Below are 21,219 nucleotides of genomic sequence, written 5' to 3'. Positions count from 1 at the left end.
CACGCCGTATTCACCGACCCTTGGCTGAGGCGAAACGCCAGTGGTGCTCACCCGACGGTGCGGAACCCCGCGGTGCGCCCGGACGTTGGCCCGGTGTGTCGGATGTGATCGTTTCCGCCGAGGGGATCGGCGTGCTCGTCGGCGACGAGCGGTGGCTGTTCCGCGACCTCGACCTGGCCGTCGCCCGGGGCCGCTGCCTGGCGCTGACCGGGGAGAACGGTTCGGGCAAGTCGACGCTGCTGCGGTGCCTCTACGGCGTCCAGGACCCGACCGAGGGCACGGTCGAAGTCGCGGGCCGCACCCCGGATGAGACCGACGCCGCGTTCCGCCGGGACGTCTCGGTCCTGTTCGACGACTCGGCGGTGTTCGACGAGTTCACCCCGGGCCAGCACTTCGACCTGCTCGGCGGCGGCCAGCCCGCCCACGACCTGCCCGAGGTACCCGCTAGAGGGCTGTCGGCAGGCCAGCGCAGGCGGTTGCTGCTGCTCGGCGCGCTCACCAAGCCGCACAAGGTGTTGCTGCTCGACGAGCCGGAGCGGGCGGTGGACGCCGCGGGCCGGGACTGGCTCAAGCAGATGGTCAACGCCGCCAAGGGCGCCGGGTCGGCGGTGGTGCTGGCGAGCCACTTCCCGCCGCTGGTCGACGCGGTCGCCGACGAGGTCATCGACCTGTGAGGCGGTGGCTCTCCCGCCTGTCCGACTCCGCGCTGGTCCTGTTCGTGCTGCTCGGCCTGGCGGCGTTGCCGTTCTACAAGGCCGATGCCCTGCGCGAGCGGTTCGTCGGCGCGCACGCCATCGCGCCGGGCTCGACCACGGCGGTCCTGCTGGTCAGCCTGGCCATCGCGGTCTTCTCGCTGCTGCGCCGGAACCACGTCTGGACCAATCCCGCCCAGCTCACGTGGGACGACCACCACGATCGTGATCGACTGCTCCGTCGCCGGTTGTGGACGGCCGTGGTCGCGCGGTTCGCTGCCGTCGCCTACGTCTTCGTGTCGGCGGGCTTGATCCTGGGGTGGCCGGACAACCTGCCGCTGGCGGGTGCTCTTATCGCCGCCTCCGCCCTCTTCGGCTACCGATGGTCCAACCGTCCACAAAGCTGGGTCGAGCTAGGCGGACCGTTCTTACTGGCTCTAGCCGGAGTCCTGTTCGCGGGACCGGTAGTGCTGTGGGCTGTTGTGGCGGTTCTTGTCGTCGCCGCAGTCCCGAGCGGACGACCAGTCCGGCGCGATGTCCTTGTCCGTGGCTGGAACGCGCGGATCTTGCGGTCAGTCTCAGCCGCCTTCGGTGATGCCCTGGCCCTCTTGCCGCCCGCACGTCCGATCCGCGTTCGTCCGACCAACCCGCTCAGGTTCGCCGTCGCCGGGGCGCTGGCCCGACGCTCAGCACTGCCCTTCGCGGGGCTCGTCCTGCTGGCCATCCCGGTGCTGCGGCACGCCTTCCCGGTCGTCGGCTCGATCTGGTGGGTCGGCCTCGGCGCGTACCTCTCGACCGTCCCGTTCGCGGGCGGCTTGGCCGAGGTGGTCCGGACAGCGGGCTTGCGGCGATGGGTGCCCACGAGCACCAGGGTGCTCAAACTCGCCGCGTTCGCCGTGCTGACCGTGGCCGCCGCGCTGTGGGGGGCCACGGTCGTGCTGCTCGGATTCCCGTTCGTCCCGCTCGCCGTCCCACTGGTCGCGTGGGCCGTCGTGCGGACCGTGTCGCGACCCGACATCGACTACACGGCGGGTGTCTCAACCGACGTCGGTGGGCTCTACCTGCCGGTCGGGCTCGTGTTCCAAGTGCTGCGCGGTCCCGACCTGCTGCTGTTCGGACTGCTCGTGCTCGGCTACTTCCACTCGTCGTAGCCGAGAACCACGTCGCGGGTGCCCGCGTCGCCGCGGCGCAGGCTCACCTCGTGCGCCGAGGGCGAGTACCCGCTGGCGATCACCGTGTAGTCGCCCTCGGCCAGCGCGTCGATCGAGTACCAGCCGGTCTCGTCGGTGTTGGTCACCGCGACCACCTCGCCGGACGAGTCGAGCACGGTGATCCGCGCGTTCGGCACCACGGCGCCGTCACCGGTGCGCGCCATGCCCTCCAGCGCCGCGGCACCGACGAGCTCCACGTCCTGGCGCAGCGGTCCGGAGTCCGGGACGGCCAGCGGGATCGCGGCGGGCTGGAACTCCTCCGCCACCACGACCAGGGTCACCTCGCCCTGGCGCACGCCGACGAACCGGAAGCTGCCGTCCGACGCCGTCGACTGGGTCTCCACGACCTCGCCGAGCGGGTCGGTCAGCGTCACCTGGGCCAGTCCGACCGCGGTGTGCCCGTCCGCGGTCATCACGAACCCGTGCACCACCGTCGCCCCGGCCAGCACGACATCCAAAGTGGACTGTCCGGATCGGACTTTGACGGTGGTCGCCTTCGGCTGGTGCTCCGGCGCCGAGGCGATCAGCACGTACGACCCCGGGTTCGGCGCGTCCAGCAGGTACTCCCCCGTGCCGTCCGACCCGACCCGGCTGACCTGCCTGCCGCCCGGGTCGAGCAGCGTCAGCGCCGCACCCGGCACCACCGTCCCGTCCGGGTGGCGGACCTGCCCGCGCAACCCGACCAGCTCACCGCGCAGCGCGGTCGGCTCGGACGCGTGGTACCCGTTGTGCCCGTTGGACTCCGCGTTCCCGTTGGTCTCCGGCTTGCCCTCGGCCGCGGGCTCGTCGTCGGCGGGCCGCTCGTCCCCGGCGAGGCTCTCCTTGGCCTCGTCCGGCAGCAGCGCCTCGCCGCCCTCCATGATCGCTGCGGGGGACGCGCCGCTGCGCAGCGGGATCTCCTTGATGAACAGCGACACCAGGAACGCCAGCACCATCACGCCCGCGCCGACCAGGAACACCAGCTGGATCGACTCGACGAAGCCCTCCTGGAACGGCCGCGCCAGCCGGGGGTCGATCTGCTGCAGGAACGACGAGTCCTGCAGGACACCGCCGCCCCCGCCGCGCAGCGCCGAGAACACTGGGTCGTTGACCGGGTTCGCCCGCACCGCCGGGTCGGCCAGCGCCGCCTGGAACTGCGGGTTGCCCGCCGCGGACCGGAACGCGTTGGCGATGTTGTCGGCGACCGTGCTGAACAGCAGCGACAGGAACACCGCGACACCGAGCGTGCCACCGAGCTGGCGGAAGAACGTGATCGCGGCGGTCGCGACGCCCATGTCGCGCATCTCCACCGAGTTCTGCGCGGCCACCGTCAGCGTCTGCATGCAGAAACCGAGGCCGAGGCCGAACACCACCATGTAGACGATCGGCTGCCACATCGGCGTCTCCACGTCGACCAGGTGGAACAGCAGCAGCCCGCCGATCAGCAGCAGCGACCCGATGATCGGGAAGACCTTGTAGCGGCCGGTCTTGGAGGTGATCTGCCCGGACACCACCGAGGCGAACATGATGCCCAGCATCAGCGGCACCATCATCAGCCCGGCCTCGGTCGGGGTGAACCCGCGCACGATCTGCAGGTACTGCGGGATCATGGTGATCCCGCCGAACATGCCGATGCCCAGGATGGTGCCCGCGATGATCGTCATGGCGAAGGTGGAGGTGCGGAACAGCCGCAGCGGGATCAGCGCCTCGTCCTTCATCGCCCGCTCCACGAGCAGGAACCCGACCAGGCCGACGAAGCCGATGCCGTAGCAGACCAGCGAGCGCTGCGAGTCCCAACCCCACTCCCTGCCCTGCTCGGCGACGATCAGCAGCGGCACCACCGCGATCGACAGGAACACCGCACCGAAGTAGTCGATGCGGTGGTCGTGGCGCTCGTGCGGGACGTTGAGCACCTTCATCACCACGAACAGCGCGATGATGCCGATCGGGACGTTCACCAGGAACACCCAGCGCCAGCCGGTGATGCCCAGGATCTCGCCCTGGCCTGCGAAGAAGCCGCCGATGACCGGGCCGAGCACGCTGGAGGTGCCGAACACCGCCAGGAAGAAGCCCTGGTACTTGGCCCGCTCCCGCGGCGGCACGATGTCGGCGATGATCGTCAGCGCCAGCGACATCAGGCCACCGGCGCCGAGGCCCTGGAACGCCCGGTACGCCGCGAGCTCGTACATCGAGGTGGCCAGGGTGCAGGCCAGCGACCCGATGATGAACAGCGAGATCGCGGTGAGGAAGAACGGCTTGCGGCCGTAGATGTCGGACAGCTTGCCGTAGAGCGGGGTGGAGACGGTCGAGGTGATCAGGTACGCCGTGGTCGCCCACGCCTGCAGGCTCAGCCCGTTGAGGTCGTCGGCGATCGTCCTGATCGAGGTGCCGACGATGGTCTGGTCCAGCGCGGCGAGGAACATGCCGAGCATCAGCCCCGACATGATCACCAGAATCTGCCGGTGGGTCAGGCCTGCCTCGGTCGGCGCGGCGTGCTTGGCCGGGGTGTTCTCGGCCGTCGCTGCGGTCATGCTGGATCCCCTAGCTGGTGTGCTGCTGGTGGGCCCGCCGGGCGCGGGCAGCCCTGATCGACACAACTGGTTGCGGTGGCCAAGCATGTTCCTGCTCGGCCCGAGGTGCAACTCTCAGGCGGCGAGGGTCCTGACCAGGGCCCCGCGCAGGAACTCGCCCGCCTGCCGCAGCGCCACCCGGCCCTCCGGGACGATCGGGTAGAACGCCGGGAACACGTGCACCTGGCCCGGCCACACCCGCAGGTCGCAGTGGGCGCCCGCCGAGGCCATCGCGTCGGCGAGGCGGCGCGCGTCGGCTAAGAGGCACTCCGCGTCCCCCACGTGCACCAGCGTCGGCGGCCAGCGCCGCATCGACCCCCGCAGCACGTCCAGCCGCGGGTGGTCGACCCCGAGCTCGCCCGCGTAGATCGCGGCGACCTCGCGCGCCCGGTCCGGCGGGATGTACGGGTCGCGGCACAGCGCGTCCTGCTCGTCGAGCCGCGCGCAGGTCAGGTCCAGGAACGGGGAGAACAGCACGACCGCGCCGGGCATCGCCGCGCGTTGCCTGGTCAGCGCCGCGAGCAGGCCCGCGGTCAGGTGACCGCCCGCCGAGTCGCCTGCCAGCACGATCCGGTCCGCCGAGTAGCCCTGGTCGAGCAGCCAGTGGAACGCGGCGAGCGCGTCGTCGGCCGCGGCGGGGTACGGGTGCTCCGGGGCGCGCCGGTAGTCCAGCAGCAGCACCGGCAGGCCGCTGGTCTGCGACAACGCCGCCGCGATGTGCCGGTGGCTGCGCAGCGACCCGAGCACGAACCCGCCGCCGTGCAGGTACAGCACCACCCCGGCCCGCTCGTCGGCGTCGCGCGCGGTCAGCATCAGGCCGGTCACGTCGCCGTAGCCGTGCGGCTCGGACACCGCGCGGACCCGGGTGCCCCTGGGCAGCGGGGTCAGGCCGACGGTGTCGAAGGCCTCCCGCACCACGCGCAGCTGACCGCCCCGCAGCCGCAGCCGCTCGGCGACCGGGCGCGCGCAGGTGCGCAGGTACCGCGCCAGCGCCCTGGCCTGCACACTCGGCCCCGGTAGCTCGGTCATCCCACACCCCCGACCCGGCATCGACAGTGACACCCAACACATCAACTGTAGGTCAGCGGTAGGACGATCGCCTACGGTTGCCGGTGTGCACGCCTCGGTGACATCCACGGAGTTGCTGGCCCGGCTCCGGTCGGCCCTCGACCACGACGGGGTGATCACCGACGCCGACGTGCTGCCCGGCTACCAGCGGGACATGATGCCGCTCGCCCCCTTCGGGACGCCGCTGGCGGTGGTACTGCCCAGGACGACCGAGCAGGTCCAGGCCGTGGTCCGGGCGTGCGCCGCGCACGGCGTGCCGATCGTCCCGCGCGGCGCGGGCAGCGGGCTCTCCGGCGCGGCCAACGCCATCGAGGGCTGCGTCGTGCTGGTGACGACCCGGATGGACGCGATCCTGGAGGTCGACCCGGACAACCGGCTCGCGGTCGTCGAGCCCGGCGTGGTCAACCTGGACCTGCGGGCCGCGGTCGAGAAGCACGGGCTGTTCTACCCACCAGACCCGTCGAGCTACGACTGGTGCACCATCGGCGGCAACGTGTCCACCAACGCGGGCGGCCTGTGCTGCGTGAAGTACGGGGTCACCACCGACTCCGTGCTCGGCCTGCGGGTGGTGCTCGCCGATGGCGAGGTCCTCGACACCGGCCGCCGCACGGTCAAGGGCGTCGCGGGCTACGACCTGACCAAGCTGTTCGTCGGCAGCGAGGGCACCCTCGGCGTGATCACCCGGGCCACCCTCGCGCTGCGCCCGCTGCCGCAGGCCCCTGGCACCCTGGTCGCGGCCTTCGGCACCACCTCGGCCGCGGGCGCCGCCGTCACCCAGGTCGTGCGGGAGGGGATCGTCCCGTCGCTGATGGAGATCATGGACGCGACCTCCATCGCCGCCGTCGAGGCGCACCTCAAGACCGAACTCGGCGCGGGCCGGGGCAGCGCGGCCCTGCTGATCTGCCAGTCCGACGCCGGTGGCGAGGCGGCGGCCAAGGAGCTGTCGGCCATCGAGCGGATCTGCCTCGACGCGGGCGCCACCCTCGCGCACACCACGGTCGACCTGGCCGAGGGCGCGCTGCTGCTGACCGCGCGGCGGGCCGTGCTCACCGCCCTGGAGACCTACGGCGCCTGGCTCACCGACGACGTCTGCGTGCCGCGCACCAGGATCACCGACCTGATCGCGGGCTGCGAGCGGATCAGCGCCGAGGTCGACCTGCGCATCGCCGTCGTCGGCCACGCGGGCGACGGCAACATGCACCCCACGATCGTCTACGACCCCGCCTCGGCCGACGAGTTCGCCCGCGCCGAGCGCGCCTTCGCCGACATCCTCGACCTCGGCCTGCGCCTGGGCGGCACCATCACCGGCGAGCACGGCGTCGGCAAGATCAAGCGCGAGTGGCTGGCCCGCGAGATCGGCCCGGTCGGCCTGCGCGCGCACCGGGCCATCAAGGCCGCGCTCGACCCGGGGAACCTGTTCAACCCCGGCTCGATGTTCGACTTGGGCTGAAGGGCTGACGGCGGCCGGTAACCGCCCTGCGCGGCGGCCGGTCTCACTACAGTTGTCCGGACCTCGGCGTCTCACCTCGGGGGGCAGGTGACCGAGTTCGACCACGGCCCGGACAACGAGAAGTGACGGTTCGACACGATGGACCAACCGCAACACGCCACCGCCACCGAGGTGTGCCGACGCCTCTCCGGCAGGCTCACCGACGACGTCGTCAGCATCGTCCAGTCGCAGTTCTTCGCAGGCGAGGACGAGATGGCGCTCTCCGCGCTGCTGCTGAACCTGCAGTACGAGGGGGTCGGCATCACCGAGGAGGAAGCCGGGCTGATCCGCCGCCTGCTCGTCGACCCCAACGACCCGGAACTGGCCGAGGTCGCCGTGGTGGCGACCGCACCGCCACCGGCCTACCGGTTCAGCCCCACCGGACCGGCCGACGCCCCGGACCCCACGGGCGCCGACCGGGTCATCGCGGGTGAGGCCGCGGGCACCGGCGGGCGCGGGGTGCGCCGGGTGTGGCGGGAGCCGCTGCCCGACGCCGCGAACCCGGCGACCTGGGTGTACCTGGTGCAGGTGCCGCCCGGCGCGGACGAGCTGCGGGCGCACAGCGCGATCAGCTCGCGGCTGTGGGTGTCGCGGCAGGAGAAGTGGCCGATCGAGGTGGTCCCGGAGGGCAGGCCGCTGCCGCCCTACCAGGCCGCCGCGGTGACCGCCGCCCAGCACGTGTGGGCGGCGGTGTGAATGGCTAGTTGCCGGGGCCTGCCGCGTGCTTGCGCTCGCGGCGGGCCTTGAGCACCTCGAAGATGATCGGCAGCACCGAGATGAAGACGATGAGGATGAGCATCGCCTCCAGGTTGTTGTGGATGAAGTCGATCTGACCGAGGAAGTAGCCGAGCACGGTCAGGCCGGTCGCCCACAGCACGGCGCCGATGGCCGAGAAGGTGAAGAACTTGCGCTGGTCCATGCGGCCGACACCGGCGATCGCGGTGATGAAGGTGCGCACGATCGGCACGAACCGGGCGAGCACGATGGCGCGCGGGCCGTACTTCTCGAAGAAGGCGTGCGTCTTGTCCACGTGGTCGCGCTTGAACAGCTTGGAGTCCGGTTTGTTGAACATCGCCGGACCGGCCTTGAGGCCGATGTAGTAGCCGACCACGTTGCCGACGAACGCGCAGATGGTGAGCAGGACGCAGATCACCCACAGCGGGGTGGAGATGTAGCCCTTGGCCACGAACAGGCCCGCGGTGAACAGCAGCGAGTCGCCGGGCAGGAAGAACCCGAGCAGCAGCCCGCACTCGGCGAAGATGATCAGGCAGACGACCGGCAGCAGATAGGGACCCAGGCCGTGGAGCAGGGTCTCGGGGTTCAACCACTCCGGCAGGAGGGCCTGGTTCACAGGAAGGTCCGCGCGCACTCGGCAACGGTACAGGGCAGGCCTTTGACCAGGCTGTGCCGGGTTTGTGCTGGCAGTGCCGCCGATCACACACAGTGTCGTTCGCGGGCTCGGCCCCCCGCGGGGTCAGCGCAGCAGGGTGAGGAACCCGACCAGCGATCCGGCGGCGAGCCCGAGCAGCAGCGCGAGCCCCAGCACCCACCACGCCCGGGGCGGCAGGTCCTGCTCGGCCCGGGCGGCGGCGAGGACCTCGGTGTCGTCGTCGACCAGGTCGGCCATCGGCGTCCTGGCCGCCTGCGCGCGCAGCGCGTCGGTGAGCAGGCGTTCCGGGTCGGCCGCGGTCATGCCGCGACGTTAACCCACCCAGGAGCCCCTGCGCATGACCGAGTCGACGTGCAGTCCCGCGTTGAGCACGACCAGGTCGGCGGACATGCCCTTGGCGAGCTTGCCGGTGGTGTCGGCCAGGCCGAGCAGCGCCGCGGGGCGGGTCGAGGTCGCGGCGACGGCCTCGGGGACCGACAGGCCGCAGCCCTGCACGAGGTTGCGGAAAGCGACGTCCATGGTGAGCGTGCTGCCCGCCAGCGAGGTCCCGCCCGCCAGCGTCGGCACGCCGTCCTTGACCACGACCTCCAGGCCGCCGATGTCGTAGGACCCGTCGCCGACGCCCGCAGCGGCGATGGCGTCGGTGACCAGCACGGTCCGGCCGAGGCCCGCGTGCTTGGCGGCCAGCCGCACGATGGTCGGGCTCAGGTGCACCAGGTCGCAGATCAGCTCGACGGTCACCCGCTCGTCGTCGAGCAGCGCCCCGATCGGGCCGGGTTCGCGGTGGTGCAGCGGGCGCATGCCGTTGAACAGGTGGGTGGCGACGGTGGCCCCGGCGTCGACCGCGGGCATGACCTGGGCCTCGGTGGCGTCGGTGTGCCCGATCGCCGCGATCGAGCCCGCGTCGACGAGCTGGCGGACCGCGTTGACGGAGTTCTCCAGCTCGGGGGCGAGGGTGACCATCCGGACCGCGCCCCGGCCAGCGCGCAGCAGGGTCGCGACCGAGTCGGTGTCCGGCGCGCGCAGGATGTTCGGGTCGTGCGCGCCGCAGCGGGCCGCGGACAGGAACGGGCCCTCCAGGTGCACGCCCGCCAGCAGCCCGTCCTCGACCAGCTCGCGCAGCGCGGAGATCTGCTCGACCAGCTCGTCGACCGGGCGGGAGACCAGGCTGGCCAGCAGCGTGGTGGTGCCCCTGCGGGCGTGCGTGTCGACCGCGACCCTGGCCCTGGCCGGGTCGGTGCTCATGAACGGCTCGCCGCCGCCGCCGTGGCAGTGGATGTCGACGAAACCGGGGACCACCCAGGCACCGTCCGCCTCGACCGTCTCGTCGGCGCGCGGACGCTCACCGCTGCCGAGGGCGGAGATGTAGCCGTCTTCGACCAGCAGCCAGCCGTCGTCCACCACGCCTTCCGCGGTGACGAGTCTGCCTCCTGCGATGAGCCGTCCTGCCATTTGATGGTCCTCCGAGCGTCCGTGCACGCGACAGTGCACAGTGGCAGTGTATTGGTCTATACCGCAATGGTCTAAACCAACTTCGCCCAGTAGGAGTACGCCTACGGCGTGTTCATGATCTTCTGCAGCGCCTCCAACGCCCGGCTGGCGGTCGACTTCACGGTGCCCTTGGAGATACCGGCCGCCTCGGCGATCTCCGCCTCGGTGAGGTTCCCGTAGTAGCGCAGCACCAGGACCTCGCGCTGCCGCGGCGGCAGTTGGGACAGCGCCCGCACGACGCTCTGGTGCTCCGCGGTCAGCATCGCAAGGCTCTCCGCCGACCGCGCGTTGACCGCGTGCGGCGGGGTGTACTCGCGCGCCGTCTTGCGCCTGCGCAGCACGCTGCGCGAACCGTTGACCACCGCCGTGCGCAGGTAGCCCACCGCGGCGGCCGAGTCGCGCAGGCCGCCCCAGTTGCGGTGCAGCCCGGTGAACGCCTCCTGCACCACGTCCTCGGCCGTCGCGGGCTCGTCGACCAGCAGCAGCGCCAGCCGGATCAACCGCATCCGGTGCGTGCGGTACAGGTCCTCCAGCGTCAGCGGGGCGTCCGGCCGCGGTGGCGGCGTGCCCTTGGTGTCGATCGCCCGCAGCCGCGTCAGGGTCTGTTCGACCGTCTGCTCCGCGCCGCCTTGCCCCGTCGACTGCGGGGCACCTGCCTGGTTGTCTTCCCCTGCCACGGGCTGACCTTACCGGGCCGAGACCCGCGGGCACACCGTCCGACCTGCGCTTGCGATGATGGCGCCATGACCTGGTTCACCGTGGACACCCGCTACGCCGACGACGCCGACCGGCTCGCCGCGGCCCGCCCAGCCCACCGCGACTACCTGCGGCCGATGGTCGAGTCCGGGCGGGTGCTGGCGGCGGGACCGTGGGCCGACGGCACCGGCGGGTTCGTGGTGCTGCGCGCCGCCGACCGCGCTGAGCTGGACGAACTGCTCGCCGCCGACCCGTACACGCTCCAGGACGTGGCCGAGTCGCGGGTCATCCGGGAGTGGAACATCGTGCTCGGGACGCCCGCCGCGCTCGACTAGCTAGTACGTGCCGCCGAGCTTGCGGTGGTCCCAGGACGTCACGTGGGTGGGGGTGAACCGCAGCCCCACCCGCTTGGCGGCCTGGGTCCGGATGAACTGGCCCGCCGCGACCGCGACCTCCGGGTTCCCGGCGTACCGCTCGGTGATGGCGGCGCCGATCCGCACGACCCCGTCGGCGTCGGTGATCACCTCGACGTCGCACTCCATCAGCACGCCGCGCAGCTCCTCATAGGACTCGCCCGCCTCCACCAGCACGCTCGCCTGGGCGAGTCTGCGCAGGTTGGCGACCTTCTGCGAACTCTCGTAGGTCCACGACAGCAGCGCGCCGCCCTCGGGCACGAACCACAGCGGCACCACGTGCGGCCGGTTGTTGCGCCCGATCGTCGCCACGTTCGCGGTCCGCTGCCCGTCGAGGAACTCGGCGATCTCGGCCGGGGTCATCGTGATCTGCTCGCGCCTGGACACGGCGGCCACTCTGCCGGCTGACTACCCGGCCCGGACCGCCGCCGCGCCGCCCGCGCCGACCGGCCGCGACGAGACCTCCGCCCCGCGCGCGGCGATGTCGGCCAGCGCCGCCTTGTCCGCCTTGGCGACCATGTTGCCGGTGAGCCGCCCGCCGATCTCGATGATCGGTGGCAGGAACGCGCGGACCAGCTTGAGCAGGCCGACCCAGCCGGGCACGTGCACGGTCCGGTCCCGGCGCAGCACCCCGGCCGCCAGCGCGTCAAGCGCCACCGACACCGGGTAGGTCTTGCCGATCGGGCCGGGCATCGCCGCGCGCAGCGGGCCGAACACCGGGTGCTCGTCGGCGCCGTTGACCAGGTCGGTCGCGATCCAGCTCGGGTGCGCGACGCCGACCTTGACGCCCAGGTGGCGCACCTCGGCGCGCAGGCTGTTGGTGAACGCCTCCACCCCGGCCTTGGCGGCGGCGTAGGCGGCCATCGCCGGTGCGTGCGCGATCGCGGCCATGGACGACACCACCAGCACGTAGCCCTTGCGCTCGATGACGTGCGGCAGGGTCACCCGGACGGTGCGCCAGACGCCCAGCAGGTCGACCTCGATCGTGCGCTCGAAGGCGGCCGGGTCGATCGAGCGGACGAACCCGGCCGCGGCGATGCCCGCGTTGGCGATGACGATGTCGATCCCGCCGAAGCGCTCGACGGTGCCCTTGACCGCCGCCTCGAGCGCGGCCCAGTCGGTCACGTCGGCCTCGAACACCGCGGCGTTGGGCCCGCAGTCGGCCGCGACCTCGGCGAGCTCCTCGGGTTCCAGCCCGACCAGGGCGACCTCGGCCCCCGCCGCGGCGAACCGGCGGGCCAGACCGGCGCCGAAGCCCCGGGCGGCGCCGGTGATCAGGATGACCTTCCCCGCGACGCTCTGCGTGCGGGCAAACAGGTTCGTCACGCCCATGGGTGCCTCCAAGACCGGGTTCCGGCAGCGACCGTACCGCACCCTACCCGGAGTAAGCTACCGCGAGTAACAGGTATTTCGCCATGCCGGTAACCCCCGACCGGGGTCCGTCGATGTGATGGTCGATGCGCTGAGAGTGAGCGGCTGGCTCACCTGCCAAGCCGGGCACGATGCCGGGCGGGGACGAGGGGGCGGGTGGCGGGAGGAGTGATACCGGTGTCGGTGGAGTTGGTCGTGACGGCGTTGTTGGCTGGTGCCGCAGCGAGCACGTCGAACACTACGACGGCGGCGGTGGACGCTTACGCCGCGCTGACCACCGAGATCAGACGGGTGCTGCGCCGACGCGAGGAGGACTTCGTGGTCGACGCCGAGGTCGCCGAAGACGTCCACGTGCCCGAACAACGCGCAGACCTGACCGCCACCCTGACGGCAACGGGCGCGGGCGACGACCCGGAGGTCCTCATCCGCGCCCGCGACTTACTCGTCGTACTGGGGTACCGCTCGATGCTCGAGATCGCCGACTGAGCTGGTCAGGCCCGGGCGGGTCAGCTCGATGGGGCGAACTTGTTTTGCGCGGGGCCCCTGCACCCTCCTGGGAAGAGCACAAAGGCGGGGCCTGAAAAGCGGCCCTCCCCACGCGCGGCGAACTTACGGAGGGTGCCACCCCGCGCAAAACAAGTCCGCCCCATCGAGCAGGCGTCTCCGGCGAGCAGGGTCTCGGACCTGTCAGGCCTCGGCGGCGGCGGTCAGCGTGTCGACCTCGTCCGAGGCGAGCTTCAGGTCGACCGAGGCGATCAGGTCGGTCAGCTGCTCCGGCGTGCGGGCGCTCGCAATGGGTGCCACCACGTTCGGCTGGGCCGTCAGCCACGCCAGCGCCACAGCCGCCACCGAGGTCTGGTGCGCGGCGGCGACCTCGTCCAGTGCCGCGAGGACCCGGCGGCCGCGGTCGTCGAGGTAGGCGGAGGCCGCACCCGCGCGGGGGCTGTCGACCGCGGACCCGCCGTCGCGGTACTTGCCGGTGAGGAAGCCGCGCGCCAGTGACCAGTACGGCAGGACGGCCAGGTTCTCCTTGGCGGCGAGAGCGGCGTACTCGGTCTCGTAGCCCGCGCGCTCGATCAGGCTGTAGTGCGGCTGCACCGCCACGTACCGCGCCAGGCCCTCGCGGTCGGAGATCGCCAGCGACTCCTCGATGCGCGCCGCGGAGAGGTTCGACGCGGCGATGTGGCGGACCTTGCCCTCGCGCACGAGCGCGTCGAACGCGGTCAGGGTCTCCTCGATCGGAGTGCTCTCGTCGTCGTAGTGCGAGTAGTACAGGTCGATGTGGTCGGTCCCCAGCCGCTTGAGGGAGCCTTCCGCGGCGGCCTTGACGTTCGCCGCGGAAAGCCCTTTGAAGCCCTCAAGTGCCGACAGCTTCGTCGCCACCACGAACTCGTCGCGCTTGCCCCGGGAGGCGAGCCACTCGCCGATGATGGTCTCCGACTCGCCACCGGAGTTGCCTGGCGCCCACTGCGAGTACATGTCGGCGGTGTCGACGAAGTTGCCGCCCGCCGCCGCGTAAGCGTCCAGGACGGCGAAGGACGCCGCCTTGTCCGCGGTCCACCCGAACACGTTCGTGCCCAGGTTGAGCGGGTAGACCTCGAGTTCCGTGGTGCCGATTCGCGTCATGCGGCGAACCTACCCCGGATCGGTTCGCCGGTCAGCGAACTATCTCAGCCGGTGATCTCGACGCCCTTCCAGAACGCCACCCGGCCCTTGATCTGCGCCGCCTCCGGCTTGGGCTCGGCGTAATACCAGACCGCGTCCGGGTTGTCCTCACCGTTGACGTGCAAGGTGTAGTAGTTGGCGGTTCCCTTCCAACCGCACTCGGTCGTGGTCTCCGAAGGGCGCAGGAAGTGCTGGTGCACCGACTCGACGGGGAAGTAGTGGTTGTCTTCGACGACGACGGTGTCATCGCTCTCGGCGATGACCTCGCCGTTCCAGGTAGCCGTGGCCATGGCACCAGTCTGCCCAACACGGGAGGGCCCCGCTGCTCGTAGGATGCGCCAGAACGGCGCAGGCCACCCCGAGGAGGAGCACGATGCCCATCGCCACACCCGAGGTCTACGCGGAGATGCTGGACCGGGCCAAGGCGAACGAGTTCGCTTACCCCGCCATCAACGTGACCTCGTCGGAGACGCTGAACGCCGCGCTGCGCGGGTTCGCCGAGGCCGAGAGTGACGGGATCATCCAGGTCTCGACCGGCGGCGCCGAGTTCGCCTCCGGCACCAAGGTCAAGGACATGGTCACCGGCGCGGTGGCGCTCGCCGAGTTCGCGCACGTGGTCGCGGCCAAGTACCCGGTCAACGTCGCGCTGCACACCGACCACTGCCCCAAGGACAAGCTCGACGGCTTCGTCCGCCCGCTGATCGCGATCAGCCAGGAGCGGGTCGACAAGGGCGAGAACCCGCTGTTCCAGTCGCACATGTGGGACGGCTCCGCGGTGCCGCTGGAGGAGAACCTGCAGATCGCCGCCGAGCTGCTGGCGAAGGCGGCCGCGGCGCGGATCGTGCTGGAGATCGAGGTCGGCGTCGTCGGCGGCGAGGAGGACGGCGTCGCCAACGAGATCAACGACAAGCTCTACACCTCCGCCGAGGACTACCTCAAGACCGTCGACGCGCTCGGCGTCGGCGAGAAGGGGCGCTACCTGCTCGCGGCGACCTTCGGCAACGTGCACGGCGTCTACAAGCCGGGCAACGTCAAGCTGCGCCCGGAGATCCTCAAGCAGGGCCAGGACGTCGTCGCGCAGAAGCTCGGCCTCGGCGCCGACGCCAAGCCGTTCGACCTGGTCTTCCACGGCGGCTCCGGCTCGCTGCTGGAGGAGATCCACGAGGCGCTGACCTACGGCGTCATCAAGATGAACATCGACACCGACACCCAGTACGCCTTCACCCGGCCGATCGCGGCGCACATGTTCGCCAACTACGACGGTGTGCTCAAGGTCGACGGCGAGGTGGGCAACAAGAAGGTCTACGACCCGCGCAGCTACCTCAAGGTGGCCGAGCAGGCGATGGCCGCGCGCATCACGCAGGCGTGCGAGCACCTCAAGTCGGCAGGCCGCATGATCGCGGGCTGACCCTCGGCGAAAGGCCCTCTCCTCGTTCCAGGAGAGGGCCTTCTTGCGTTCTAAGCCTGTTGGCGCAGCCTCTGCGCGATAGGGCGACCTGCTGCCCACAGCACGGCGATGCCTACGAGCGCGATCGGCGCCGACCACCACGCCGTCGGAGGGGCGGCCAGGAGTTGGTCTTGGGCGTACAGGGCGCCGTAGCCGAGTGCGGTAACCGCGACGGCACCGGCGGCAGCTTCACCGAGGTGCGGTAGGCCGAAGCGGCGGACGAGGTCGATGGCGAGGCCCACGAACACCAAGTAGAACGGCACCGCGGAAGGCGGGAAGTCAGCCGCGACCAACATCGGCCAGATCACCGCGCGGTAGGCGACATAGGCGCCCGCGACAGCGGTAGCGGCCCACGTCTTACCGATCGTCTTCGCCGCGACCGCCAGGACCAACGCCGCGACACCGATGCCCCACAACGGGTAGACCCACGAGGGGATCGGCAACGCGAAATGCTCGATGGCCGTGTAGTCCACCGGTCGACCGAGCTGCTGCGCGGCGAACTCCAGCAACTCCCGCTCGGCGTAGCAGCTGCTCGGGTCCAGCACCCCGTTGGGCGTGCAGGAGGCCATCTCCAGCGAGCCGTACTCCTGCTGCCCGTTCGGGAACAGCGTGTTCTCCAGGAAGAACACCCACAGCGTGCCCAGCACCAGTGTCCACCCCGGGCCGCGCGGACCGGCGGCGAACCAGCCGTCGATGAGGCCTGCGATCATCAGCGCGGTGCCCAGGTAGAGCAACGCGTGCGACGGGCTCCACGCGGTCAGGTCCAGGCCGTTGATCCGGTGGTTGATCACGTCGAGCGGCGCGGCGACGAGGAACACCGCCAGCCCGGCCTGCGCCAGCCGCTGCGCCCGCTTGGTGGCGGCCATCCCGGTGAAGGTGTGGATGGCCACCAGCACCACCGCGATCCCGGTGCCGACGCTGTTGATCAGGTGCGGCGGGGCCAGGTCGTCGCGCAGGAACTTGAAGTGCCACGACTCGTCCCAAGAGGACCCGAGCAGCTTGAACAGCAGCGCCAGCAGCCAGGTGCGGTACGCGAAGTGCCACACCCAGTCCGGCGTCTCGCGCCCGGCGGCGCCCCTGGTCCAGTGCGACCGGAAGAACGCCTTGAACTGCGCGACCGGTCCGCCGATCTCCACACCCTGTCTCACCGGGCCATGATGACCCCGGTTGGCCGCCCGAGGTAGTCCGGGTGTCCGATCCGGCCGCGGGTAGTCACCCGATCACGCACCGTCCGGTACGGCAGGATGGCGGCATGCACGGAAACCTCCTCGGCCCAGAGCCGACGCTGCTGCCCGACCGCGCCGAGCCGCAGGCCGCGCTCGACGGCGGCACCTCCCCGGTCGAGGTCGCCACCCGCTGGCCGGACTTCAGCGAGGCGTGGGCCACCCTCGCCGAGGGGGCGCTCGCCGCCGGTGAGCCGATCGCCGCCTACGCCTACGCCCGCACCGGCTACCACCGCGGCCTGGACCAGCTGCGCCGCTCCGGCTGGAAGGGCTTCGGCCCGGTGCCGTGGTCGCACCGCCCCAACCAGGGCTTCCTGCGCGCGCTCGCCGCGCTCGCCACCGCGGCGCGGGAGATCGGCGAGACCGAGGAGTACGACCGCTGCTCCACCTTCCTCGCCGACTCCGACCCGGCCGCCCCCGCCGCGCTCGGCCTGGTCTAGCAGCACTCGGTCGGGGAGTCGTCCAGGCTCCCCGACCGGTACGCCGGGTCGGTGATCAGCGGCACCAGCACCCCGCGCTTGGCGGGCTCGCAGGCCATCGAGAAGCTGTAGTCGGCGGACTCCCCCGGGATGACGCCCTCGTTGTCCGGCGACACCCTGGACCTGGCGACGTGGTGGTGGTCGGCCCTCGTGGTGCGGATCGCGACGATGTCGGACGCCCTGGTGGGGTTGTCGGCGGCGAACGCGTAAGCGATGGAGTAGTCGACGTGCACCACGAGCGAGCCGTCGAACTCGCGCACCGACATGGTGCCCTTCACCCGGGGCGTCGCGGGGAGCAGCGGGTACCTGGGGTCGATCTTCGTGTAGAGCGAGCCGACCGACGCGGGGTTGGCCGCCAACTGCTCGCGCCACATCTCCCGCGCGGCGGGTGCCATCAGCGCCAGGACCTTCTCCGCGTCGTCGCCCTCGATCACGGCGCGGTCGAGCCTGCCGGTCACCACGATCCGCTTGGTCAGTTCCAAGGCGGCTCGCACCTGCTCGGCCGAGTGGGCGCCGACCGGTGCCGCCTCCGGCAGCGCGACCCCGGCCTCACCCTCGGCCCAGGTGGCCGCCAGGCTGCCGTCGAACGGGCGGCTGGAGTCGAACCCGCCGGTGGCCGCGGTCGTGGTGGTGACCCTCAGCGGGGCGGCGACGTCATCGCGTCCCCCAAGGGGCCGAGGTGCCGAACCGGCCGACTTTGGTGATCACCTTGGGAGAGCGGGAAACGGGTGGGGCTGGCGCGCCCCACCCGTCGCCGTCGTGGCTCAGCAGCGGTCGAGCATGCCCAGCAGCGCCGACTTCTCCGCGGAGTTCACGCTCAGGCTGTAGCTGTACTTCACGCGGGTCCACATCTTCGCGTAGGTGCACCAGTAGCCGGTCGTCGGCGGCTTCCAGCTCTCCGGGCTCTTGTCGCCCTTGGCCTGGTTGACGTTGTCGGTCACCGCGATCAGCTGCGGGCGGCTCAGGTCGTTGGCGAACTGCTGGCGCTGGCTGGTCGACCAGCCCGACGCGCCGGAGCGCCACGCCGCGGCGAGCGGGACGACGTGGTCGATGTCCACATCGGACGCCGCGGACCAGGTGGCGCCGTCGTACGGGCTGAACCAGCTGCCCGAGGTGGCCTGGCACGAGGAGTTGGTGACCACGCCGCTGCCGTCGCGCTTGAGGACGGTCTCGCGGGTGTCGCAGGCGCCCGAGATGGTCACCCAGTGCGGGAACTTGTCGCGCGAGTAGCCGGTCATCGAGCCGTCCGCGCGGACGGTCAGCGCGGCCAGTTCGGCGCGGGCGGTCGCCTCGCTCGGGATACCCGGTGGGGTGGCGCCCGCCGGGGTGGCGAGGGCGAACACGGCGATCAGCGCGGCGAGCAGGGCGCCCGCGCGGGTCTTCGTCGACATCGTTTCCTCCGGTTGGCAGGGGGAGGGCCGTCCCTCACCGTGGTGCGACGAGATGGCCCGCGTCACACCCGTGGGTGACAGCACGAGGACGGACAGTGAAAGAGCTGGGTCGGGCCCGGTGCTGGGGGCAGGGGGCACTGCCCCCAGTAGCCCTCCTGATCGCTACGGGGTGGCACCGGGAGTGCACGCGGAGTCAACAGCAGTGCACGCCGGGTCACACGACGCCGCGCGCCACCCGCAGGTCCTCGGTGTGCCGGTACCAGGTCCACTTGGCGACGTCCTTGGGCACGCCGTCGCGGGTCAGCAGGGTGCGCACGCAGCCGATCTGGAACGCCCGGCCGGTCAGCGCGGTCACCTTCTTGCCGAACCAGCCGGTCACCACCCGCGCCACCAGGCCGGTGCCGCCGTCCGGGTCCGGGGTCACCTCGATCCGCTTGGCCCGGCCGCGCAGGGCCACCGCGTCGTCGCAATAGGCCACACCCTGCGGCTGGTCGATCACCCCGAGGCCGACCAGCACCCCGCCCGCGTCGTCGCGGATCAGCGGGAACGGGTCGATCTCGCCGCCGAGCGCGACCTCGACCAGCGCGGCCGGGTCCCGGGGCAGCCCCCACAGGTCGGGGATCGCGGACCCGCCCGGGTCGACCGGCACGTACCCGATCGGGGTGTCGGCCAGCCGGTCGAGGCGCATCACGCGCAGCACCACCGCGGCCAGGTCGGCGTCGGTGCCCACGACCACGACGCGACCCCCGCCGGTGGCCTTGAGCAGCGGGTCCAGCTCCGCCCGGCCGGGTGTTGCGGCCACCGGCCGCCAGCTGATCCCGTCACGCTCGGTGAGCGCGGGCAGGCGGCCGGTGTCGGCCGCGTTTCCGCAGGCCAGCACGAGTGCGCTCACTGCTGTCTCCTGGTCTAGTCTCAGTCACCGGCATTCGCCCGAGGCAGCACGGGTACGGGTGTCCAAGGGTTTCTCCACACTGCCAACACCTGGAGTTTCACATGCCGGCAATCGTGCTGATCGGCGCCCAATGGGGCGACGAGGGCAAGGGCAAGGCGACCGACCTGCTCGGCGACCGCGTTCAGTGGATCGTGCGGTACCAGGGCGGGAACAACGCGGGACACACCGTGGTGCTGCCCGACGGTCAGAAGTTCGCGCTGCACCTGATCCCCTCGGGCATCCTCAGCCCCGGCGTCACCAACGTCATCGGCAACGGCGTCGTCGTCGACCCCGGTGTCCTGCTCACCGAGCTGTCCGGCCTCGACGAGCGCGGCGTGGACACCTCGCGCCTGCTGATCTCCGCCGACGCGCACCTGATCATGCCGTACCACGTGGCGATCGATAAGGTCACCGAGCGCTACCTGGGCAAGGCCAAGATCGGCACCACCGGTCGCGGCATCGGCCCCGCCTACCAGGACAAGGTCGCCAGGGTCGGGGTCCGGGTGCAGGACGTGCTCGACGAGAAGATCCTGCGGCAGAAGGTCGAGGCCGCGCTGGACGTCAAGAACCAGATGCTGGTCAAGATCTACAACCGCAAGGCGCTCGACGCCAACCAGGTCGTCGACGAGGTGCTCACCTCGGCGGAGAAGTTCGGCCACCGCATCGCCGACACCCGCCTGCTGCTCAACCAGGCCCTCGAGCGCGGCGAGACGGTGCTGCTGGAGGGCTCCCAGGGCACCCTGCTCGACGTCGACCACGGCACCTACCCGTTCGTGACGTCGTCCAACCCGACCTCCGGCGGCGCGTGCGCCGGCTCGGGCATCGGCCCCACCCGGATCACCGGCGTCATCGGCATCCTCAAGGCGTACACCACGCGCGTGGGCTCCGGCCCGTTCCCGACCGAGCTGACCGACGACATGGGCGAGCGCCTGCGCAAGGTCGGCGGCGAGATCGGCGTCACCACCAAGCGCCTGCGCCGCACCGGCTGGTTCGACGCCGTGATCGCCCGCTACGCCGCCCGCGTCAACGGCATCACCGACTACTTCCTCACCAAGCTCGACGTCCTCTCCGGCCTCGACACCGTCCCGGTCTGCGTCGGCTACGAGGTCGACGGCCGCCGGGTCGACGACATGCCGATGACCCAGACCGACGTCCACCACGCCATCCCGGTCTACGAGGAGCTCCCCGGCTGGTGGGAGGACATCACCCACTGCCGCACCTACGAGGAACTGCCCGCCAACGCCCGCGCCTACGTGGAACGCCTGGAATCCCTCTCCGGCGCCCGGATCTCCGCCATCGGCGTCGGCCCTGGCCGGGACCAGACCATCGTGCGCCACGACATGGCCTGATCGACCCCGGGCCCCCGGACCAACGACGCTCCGGGGGCCACCCCAGGCCCTCCCCGTTCTCGCTTTCTGCCCACCGGCCGCCGCGCAAGCCGCCGCCGGGATGAATCGGCCCTTCATTTCGCGCTGAAAGTAAATCGGCGCCCCCGGCACTCGTCCGACCTGGCAGAATTCGGCGGTTTCCGCACCATTCGCGATGCTGTTTCCAGGATTCGGGACGCCCTGTCCGAGCGTTGACTTCACCCGCGCGTGCTCCAAGACTCAGGACCATGAACGGCGGCGAACCCCTGGTGTACCGCCTGCACGTCGACCTGCGGCGGCAGGCCAGCGCGATCTGTCCGGCCTGACGTCCCGCCTCGGCCGTCAG

General features: G+C 71.2%; 24 protein-coding genes. 10 read left to right on the top strand and 14 right to left on the bottom strand.

The annotated features are described in order from the left end of the window. Positions 1-95: 95 nt before the first annotated feature. Both BMY07_RS22290 and BMY07_RS22285 read left to right on the top strand, forming a co-directional pair. Positions 96-674, top strand: coding sequence for an ABC transporter ATP-binding protein (locus BMY07_RS22290; RefSeq protein WP_245782563.1), 579 nt, complete (start codon positions 96-98; stop codon positions 672-674). Further along, a complete protein-coding gene (locus tag BMY07_RS22285; protein ID WP_092781957.1) occupies positions 671-1,843 on the top strand; it encodes a hypothetical protein in 1,173 nt (390 codons plus the stop codon). The genes BMY07_RS22290 and BMY07_RS22285 overlap by 4 nt, the downstream gene beginning before the upstream one ends. Here the strand turns inward: BMY07_RS22285 and BMY07_RS22280 are convergent. After that, the gene (locus tag BMY07_RS22280) at positions 1,825-4,413 is read right to left on the bottom strand and encodes an MFS transporter (RefSeq protein WP_092781954.1); all 2,589 of its coding nucleotides are present in this window, start codon (positions 4,411-4,413) and stop codon (positions 1,825-1,827) included. The two genes, BMY07_RS22285 and BMY07_RS22280, sit on opposite strands and share 19 nt — an antisense overlap. 114 nt (positions 4,414-4,527) lie before the next feature. Next, positions 4,528-5,481: an alpha/beta hydrolase gene (locus BMY07_RS22275; RefSeq protein ID WP_177215708.1), complete on the bottom strand. Its 954-nt coding sequence runs from the start codon at positions 5,479-5,481 to the stop codon at positions 4,528-4,530. Positions 5,482-5,566: 85 nt separating this feature from the next. On the opposite strand from BMY07_RS22275, the gene BMY07_RS22270 reads away from it, so the two are divergent. Continuing rightward, positions 5,567-6,970 (top strand): FAD-binding oxidoreductase, encoded by a 1,404-nt coding sequence (locus BMY07_RS22270; RefSeq protein WP_425426336.1) that lies wholly within the window; start codon positions 5,567-5,569, stop codon positions 6,968-6,970. Positions 6,971-7,108: 138 nt separating this feature from the next. Next, positions 7,109-7,705: a hypothetical protein gene (locus BMY07_RS22265; protein WP_092781948.1), complete on the top strand. Its 597-nt coding sequence runs from the start codon at positions 7,109-7,111 to the stop codon at positions 7,703-7,705. 4 nt (positions 7,706-7,709) lie between these two features. Here the strand turns inward: BMY07_RS22265 and BMY07_RS22260 are convergent, their stop codons facing one another. From BMY07_RS22260 to BMY07_RS22245, 4 genes are all read right to left on the bottom strand, one after another. Next, the gene (locus BMY07_RS22260) at positions 7,710-8,378 is read right to left on the bottom strand and encodes a DedA family protein (RefSeq protein ID WP_092781945.1); all 669 of its coding nucleotides are present in this window, start codon (positions 8,376-8,378) and stop codon (positions 7,710-7,712) included. A gap of 105 nt (positions 8,379-8,483) precedes the next feature. Then, complete coding sequence (locus BMY07_RS22255) at positions 8,484-8,702, bottom strand: hypothetical protein (protein ID WP_092781942.1); 219 nt, start codon at positions 8,700-8,702, stop codon at positions 8,484-8,486. Between the two features lie 9 nt (positions 8,703-8,711). Beyond that, positions 8,712-9,851, bottom strand: a complete 1,140-nt coding sequence (nagA, locus tag BMY07_RS22250) for an N-acetylglucosamine-6-phosphate deacetylase (protein ID WP_092781939.1) — start codon at positions 9,849-9,851, stop codon at positions 8,712-8,714. 101 nt (positions 9,852-9,952) lie between these two features. After that, positions 9,953-10,567, bottom strand: coding sequence for a SigE family RNA polymerase sigma factor (locus BMY07_RS22245; RefSeq protein ID WP_092781936.1), 615 nt, complete (start codon positions 10,565-10,567; stop codon positions 9,953-9,955). Positions 10,568-10,633: 66 nt separating this feature from the next. Between BMY07_RS22245 and BMY07_RS22240 the strand changes: the two genes are divergently transcribed. Further along, entirely contained in the window at positions 10,634-10,921 is a 288-nt protein-coding gene (locus BMY07_RS22240) for a YciI family protein (RefSeq protein WP_092781933.1), read from the top strand. Here BMY07_RS22240 and BMY07_RS22235 read toward each other — a convergent pair whose 3' ends face one another. Together BMY07_RS22235 and BMY07_RS22230 are read right to left on the bottom strand one after the other, a co-directional pair. Then, positions 10,922-11,386, bottom strand: a complete 465-nt coding sequence (locus BMY07_RS22235; RefSeq protein WP_092782283.1) for a pyridoxamine 5'-phosphate oxidase family protein — start codon at positions 11,384-11,386, stop codon at positions 10,922-10,924. Between the two features lie 21 nt (positions 11,387-11,407). Next, on the bottom strand, positions 11,408-12,331 hold the full coding sequence (locus BMY07_RS22230; protein ID WP_092781930.1) for a short-chain dehydrogenase/reductase: 924 nt from the start codon (positions 12,329-12,331) through the stop codon (positions 11,408-11,410). 216 nt (positions 12,332-12,547) lie between these two features. Here BMY07_RS22230 and BMY07_RS22225 point away from each other — a divergent pair, with 216 nt between their 5' ends. After that, entirely contained in the window at positions 12,548-12,856 is a 309-nt protein-coding gene (locus BMY07_RS22225) for a hypothetical protein (protein WP_092781927.1), read from the top strand. Positions 12,857-13,057: 201 nt separating this feature from the next. Here the strand turns inward: BMY07_RS22225 and BMY07_RS22220 are convergent, their stop codons facing one another. Both BMY07_RS22220 and BMY07_RS22215 read right to left on the bottom strand, forming a co-directional pair. Then, positions 13,058-13,996 carry an aldo/keto reductase gene (locus BMY07_RS22220; RefSeq protein ID WP_092781924.1) on the bottom strand — a complete coding sequence of 313 codons (939 nt, stop codon included), beginning with the start codon at positions 13,994-13,996 and terminating at the stop codon, positions 13,058-13,060. 44 nt (positions 13,997-14,040) lie between these two features. Then, complete coding sequence (locus BMY07_RS22215; protein ID WP_092781921.1) at positions 14,041-14,325, bottom strand: DUF427 domain-containing protein; 285 nt, start codon at positions 14,323-14,325, stop codon at positions 14,041-14,043. An 83-nt stretch (positions 14,326-14,408) separates the two neighbouring features. On the opposite strand from BMY07_RS22215, the gene fbaA reads away from it, so the two are divergent. After that, entirely contained in the window at positions 14,409-15,443 is a 1,035-nt protein-coding gene (gene fbaA / locus BMY07_RS22210) for a class II fructose-bisphosphate aldolase (RefSeq protein WP_092781918.1), read from the top strand. 50 nt (positions 15,444-15,493) lie between these two features. Here the strand turns inward: fbaA and BMY07_RS22205 are convergent, their stop codons facing one another. Next, positions 15,494-16,630, bottom strand: coding sequence for a hypothetical protein (locus tag BMY07_RS22205; protein ID WP_092781915.1), 1,137 nt, complete (start codon positions 16,628-16,630; stop codon positions 15,494-15,496). Between the two features lie 104 nt (positions 16,631-16,734). On the opposite strand from BMY07_RS22205, the gene BMY07_RS22200 reads away from it, so the two are divergent. Next, entirely contained in the window at positions 16,735-17,145 is a 411-nt protein-coding gene (locus tag BMY07_RS22200) for a DUF3151 domain-containing protein (protein ID WP_092781912.1), read from the top strand. On the opposite strand, the gene BMY07_RS22195 is transcribed toward BMY07_RS22200, so the two are convergent. The 3 genes from BMY07_RS22195 to BMY07_RS22185 form a co-directional block, all read right to left on the bottom strand. Next, positions 17,142-17,666: a hypothetical protein gene (locus BMY07_RS22195; protein ID WP_092781909.1), complete on the bottom strand. Its 525-nt coding sequence runs from the start codon at positions 17,664-17,666 to the stop codon at positions 17,142-17,144. The genes BMY07_RS22200 and BMY07_RS22195 overlap by 4 nt on opposite strands. 282 nt (positions 17,667-17,948) lie before the next feature. Further along, the gene (locus BMY07_RS22190) at positions 17,949-18,575 is read right to left on the bottom strand and encodes an HNH endonuclease family protein (protein WP_092781906.1); all 627 of its coding nucleotides are present in this window, start codon (positions 18,573-18,575) and stop codon (positions 17,949-17,951) included. Positions 18,576-18,789: 214 nt separating this feature from the next. Then, positions 18,790-19,467: a hypothetical protein gene (locus BMY07_RS22185; protein WP_092781903.1), complete on the bottom strand. Its 678-nt coding sequence runs from the start codon at positions 19,465-19,467 to the stop codon at positions 18,790-18,792. 101 nt (positions 19,468-19,568) lie between these two features. Here BMY07_RS22185 and BMY07_RS22180 point away from each other — a divergent pair, with 101 nt between their 5' ends. Beyond that, entirely contained in the window at positions 19,569-20,855 is a 1,287-nt protein-coding gene (locus BMY07_RS22180) for an adenylosuccinate synthase (RefSeq protein WP_092781900.1), read from the top strand. Between the two features lie 266 nt (positions 20,856-21,121). Beyond that, entirely contained in the window at positions 21,122-21,199 is a 78-nt protein-coding gene (locus BMY07_RS36245) for a putative leader peptide (RefSeq protein ID WP_121390957.1), read from the top strand. The last annotated feature ends 20 nt before the right edge of the window (positions 21,200-21,219 follow it).

It is taken from the genome of Actinokineospora terrae (genome assembly GCF_900111175.1).
In the GTDB taxonomy this organism is placed as follows: domain Bacteria; phylum Actinomycetota; class Actinomycetes; order Mycobacteriales; family Pseudonocardiaceae; genus Actinokineospora; species Actinokineospora terrae.
Note: the sequence above shows the minus strand (reverse complement) of the source record. Positions and strands in the feature narration are given on the sequence as shown.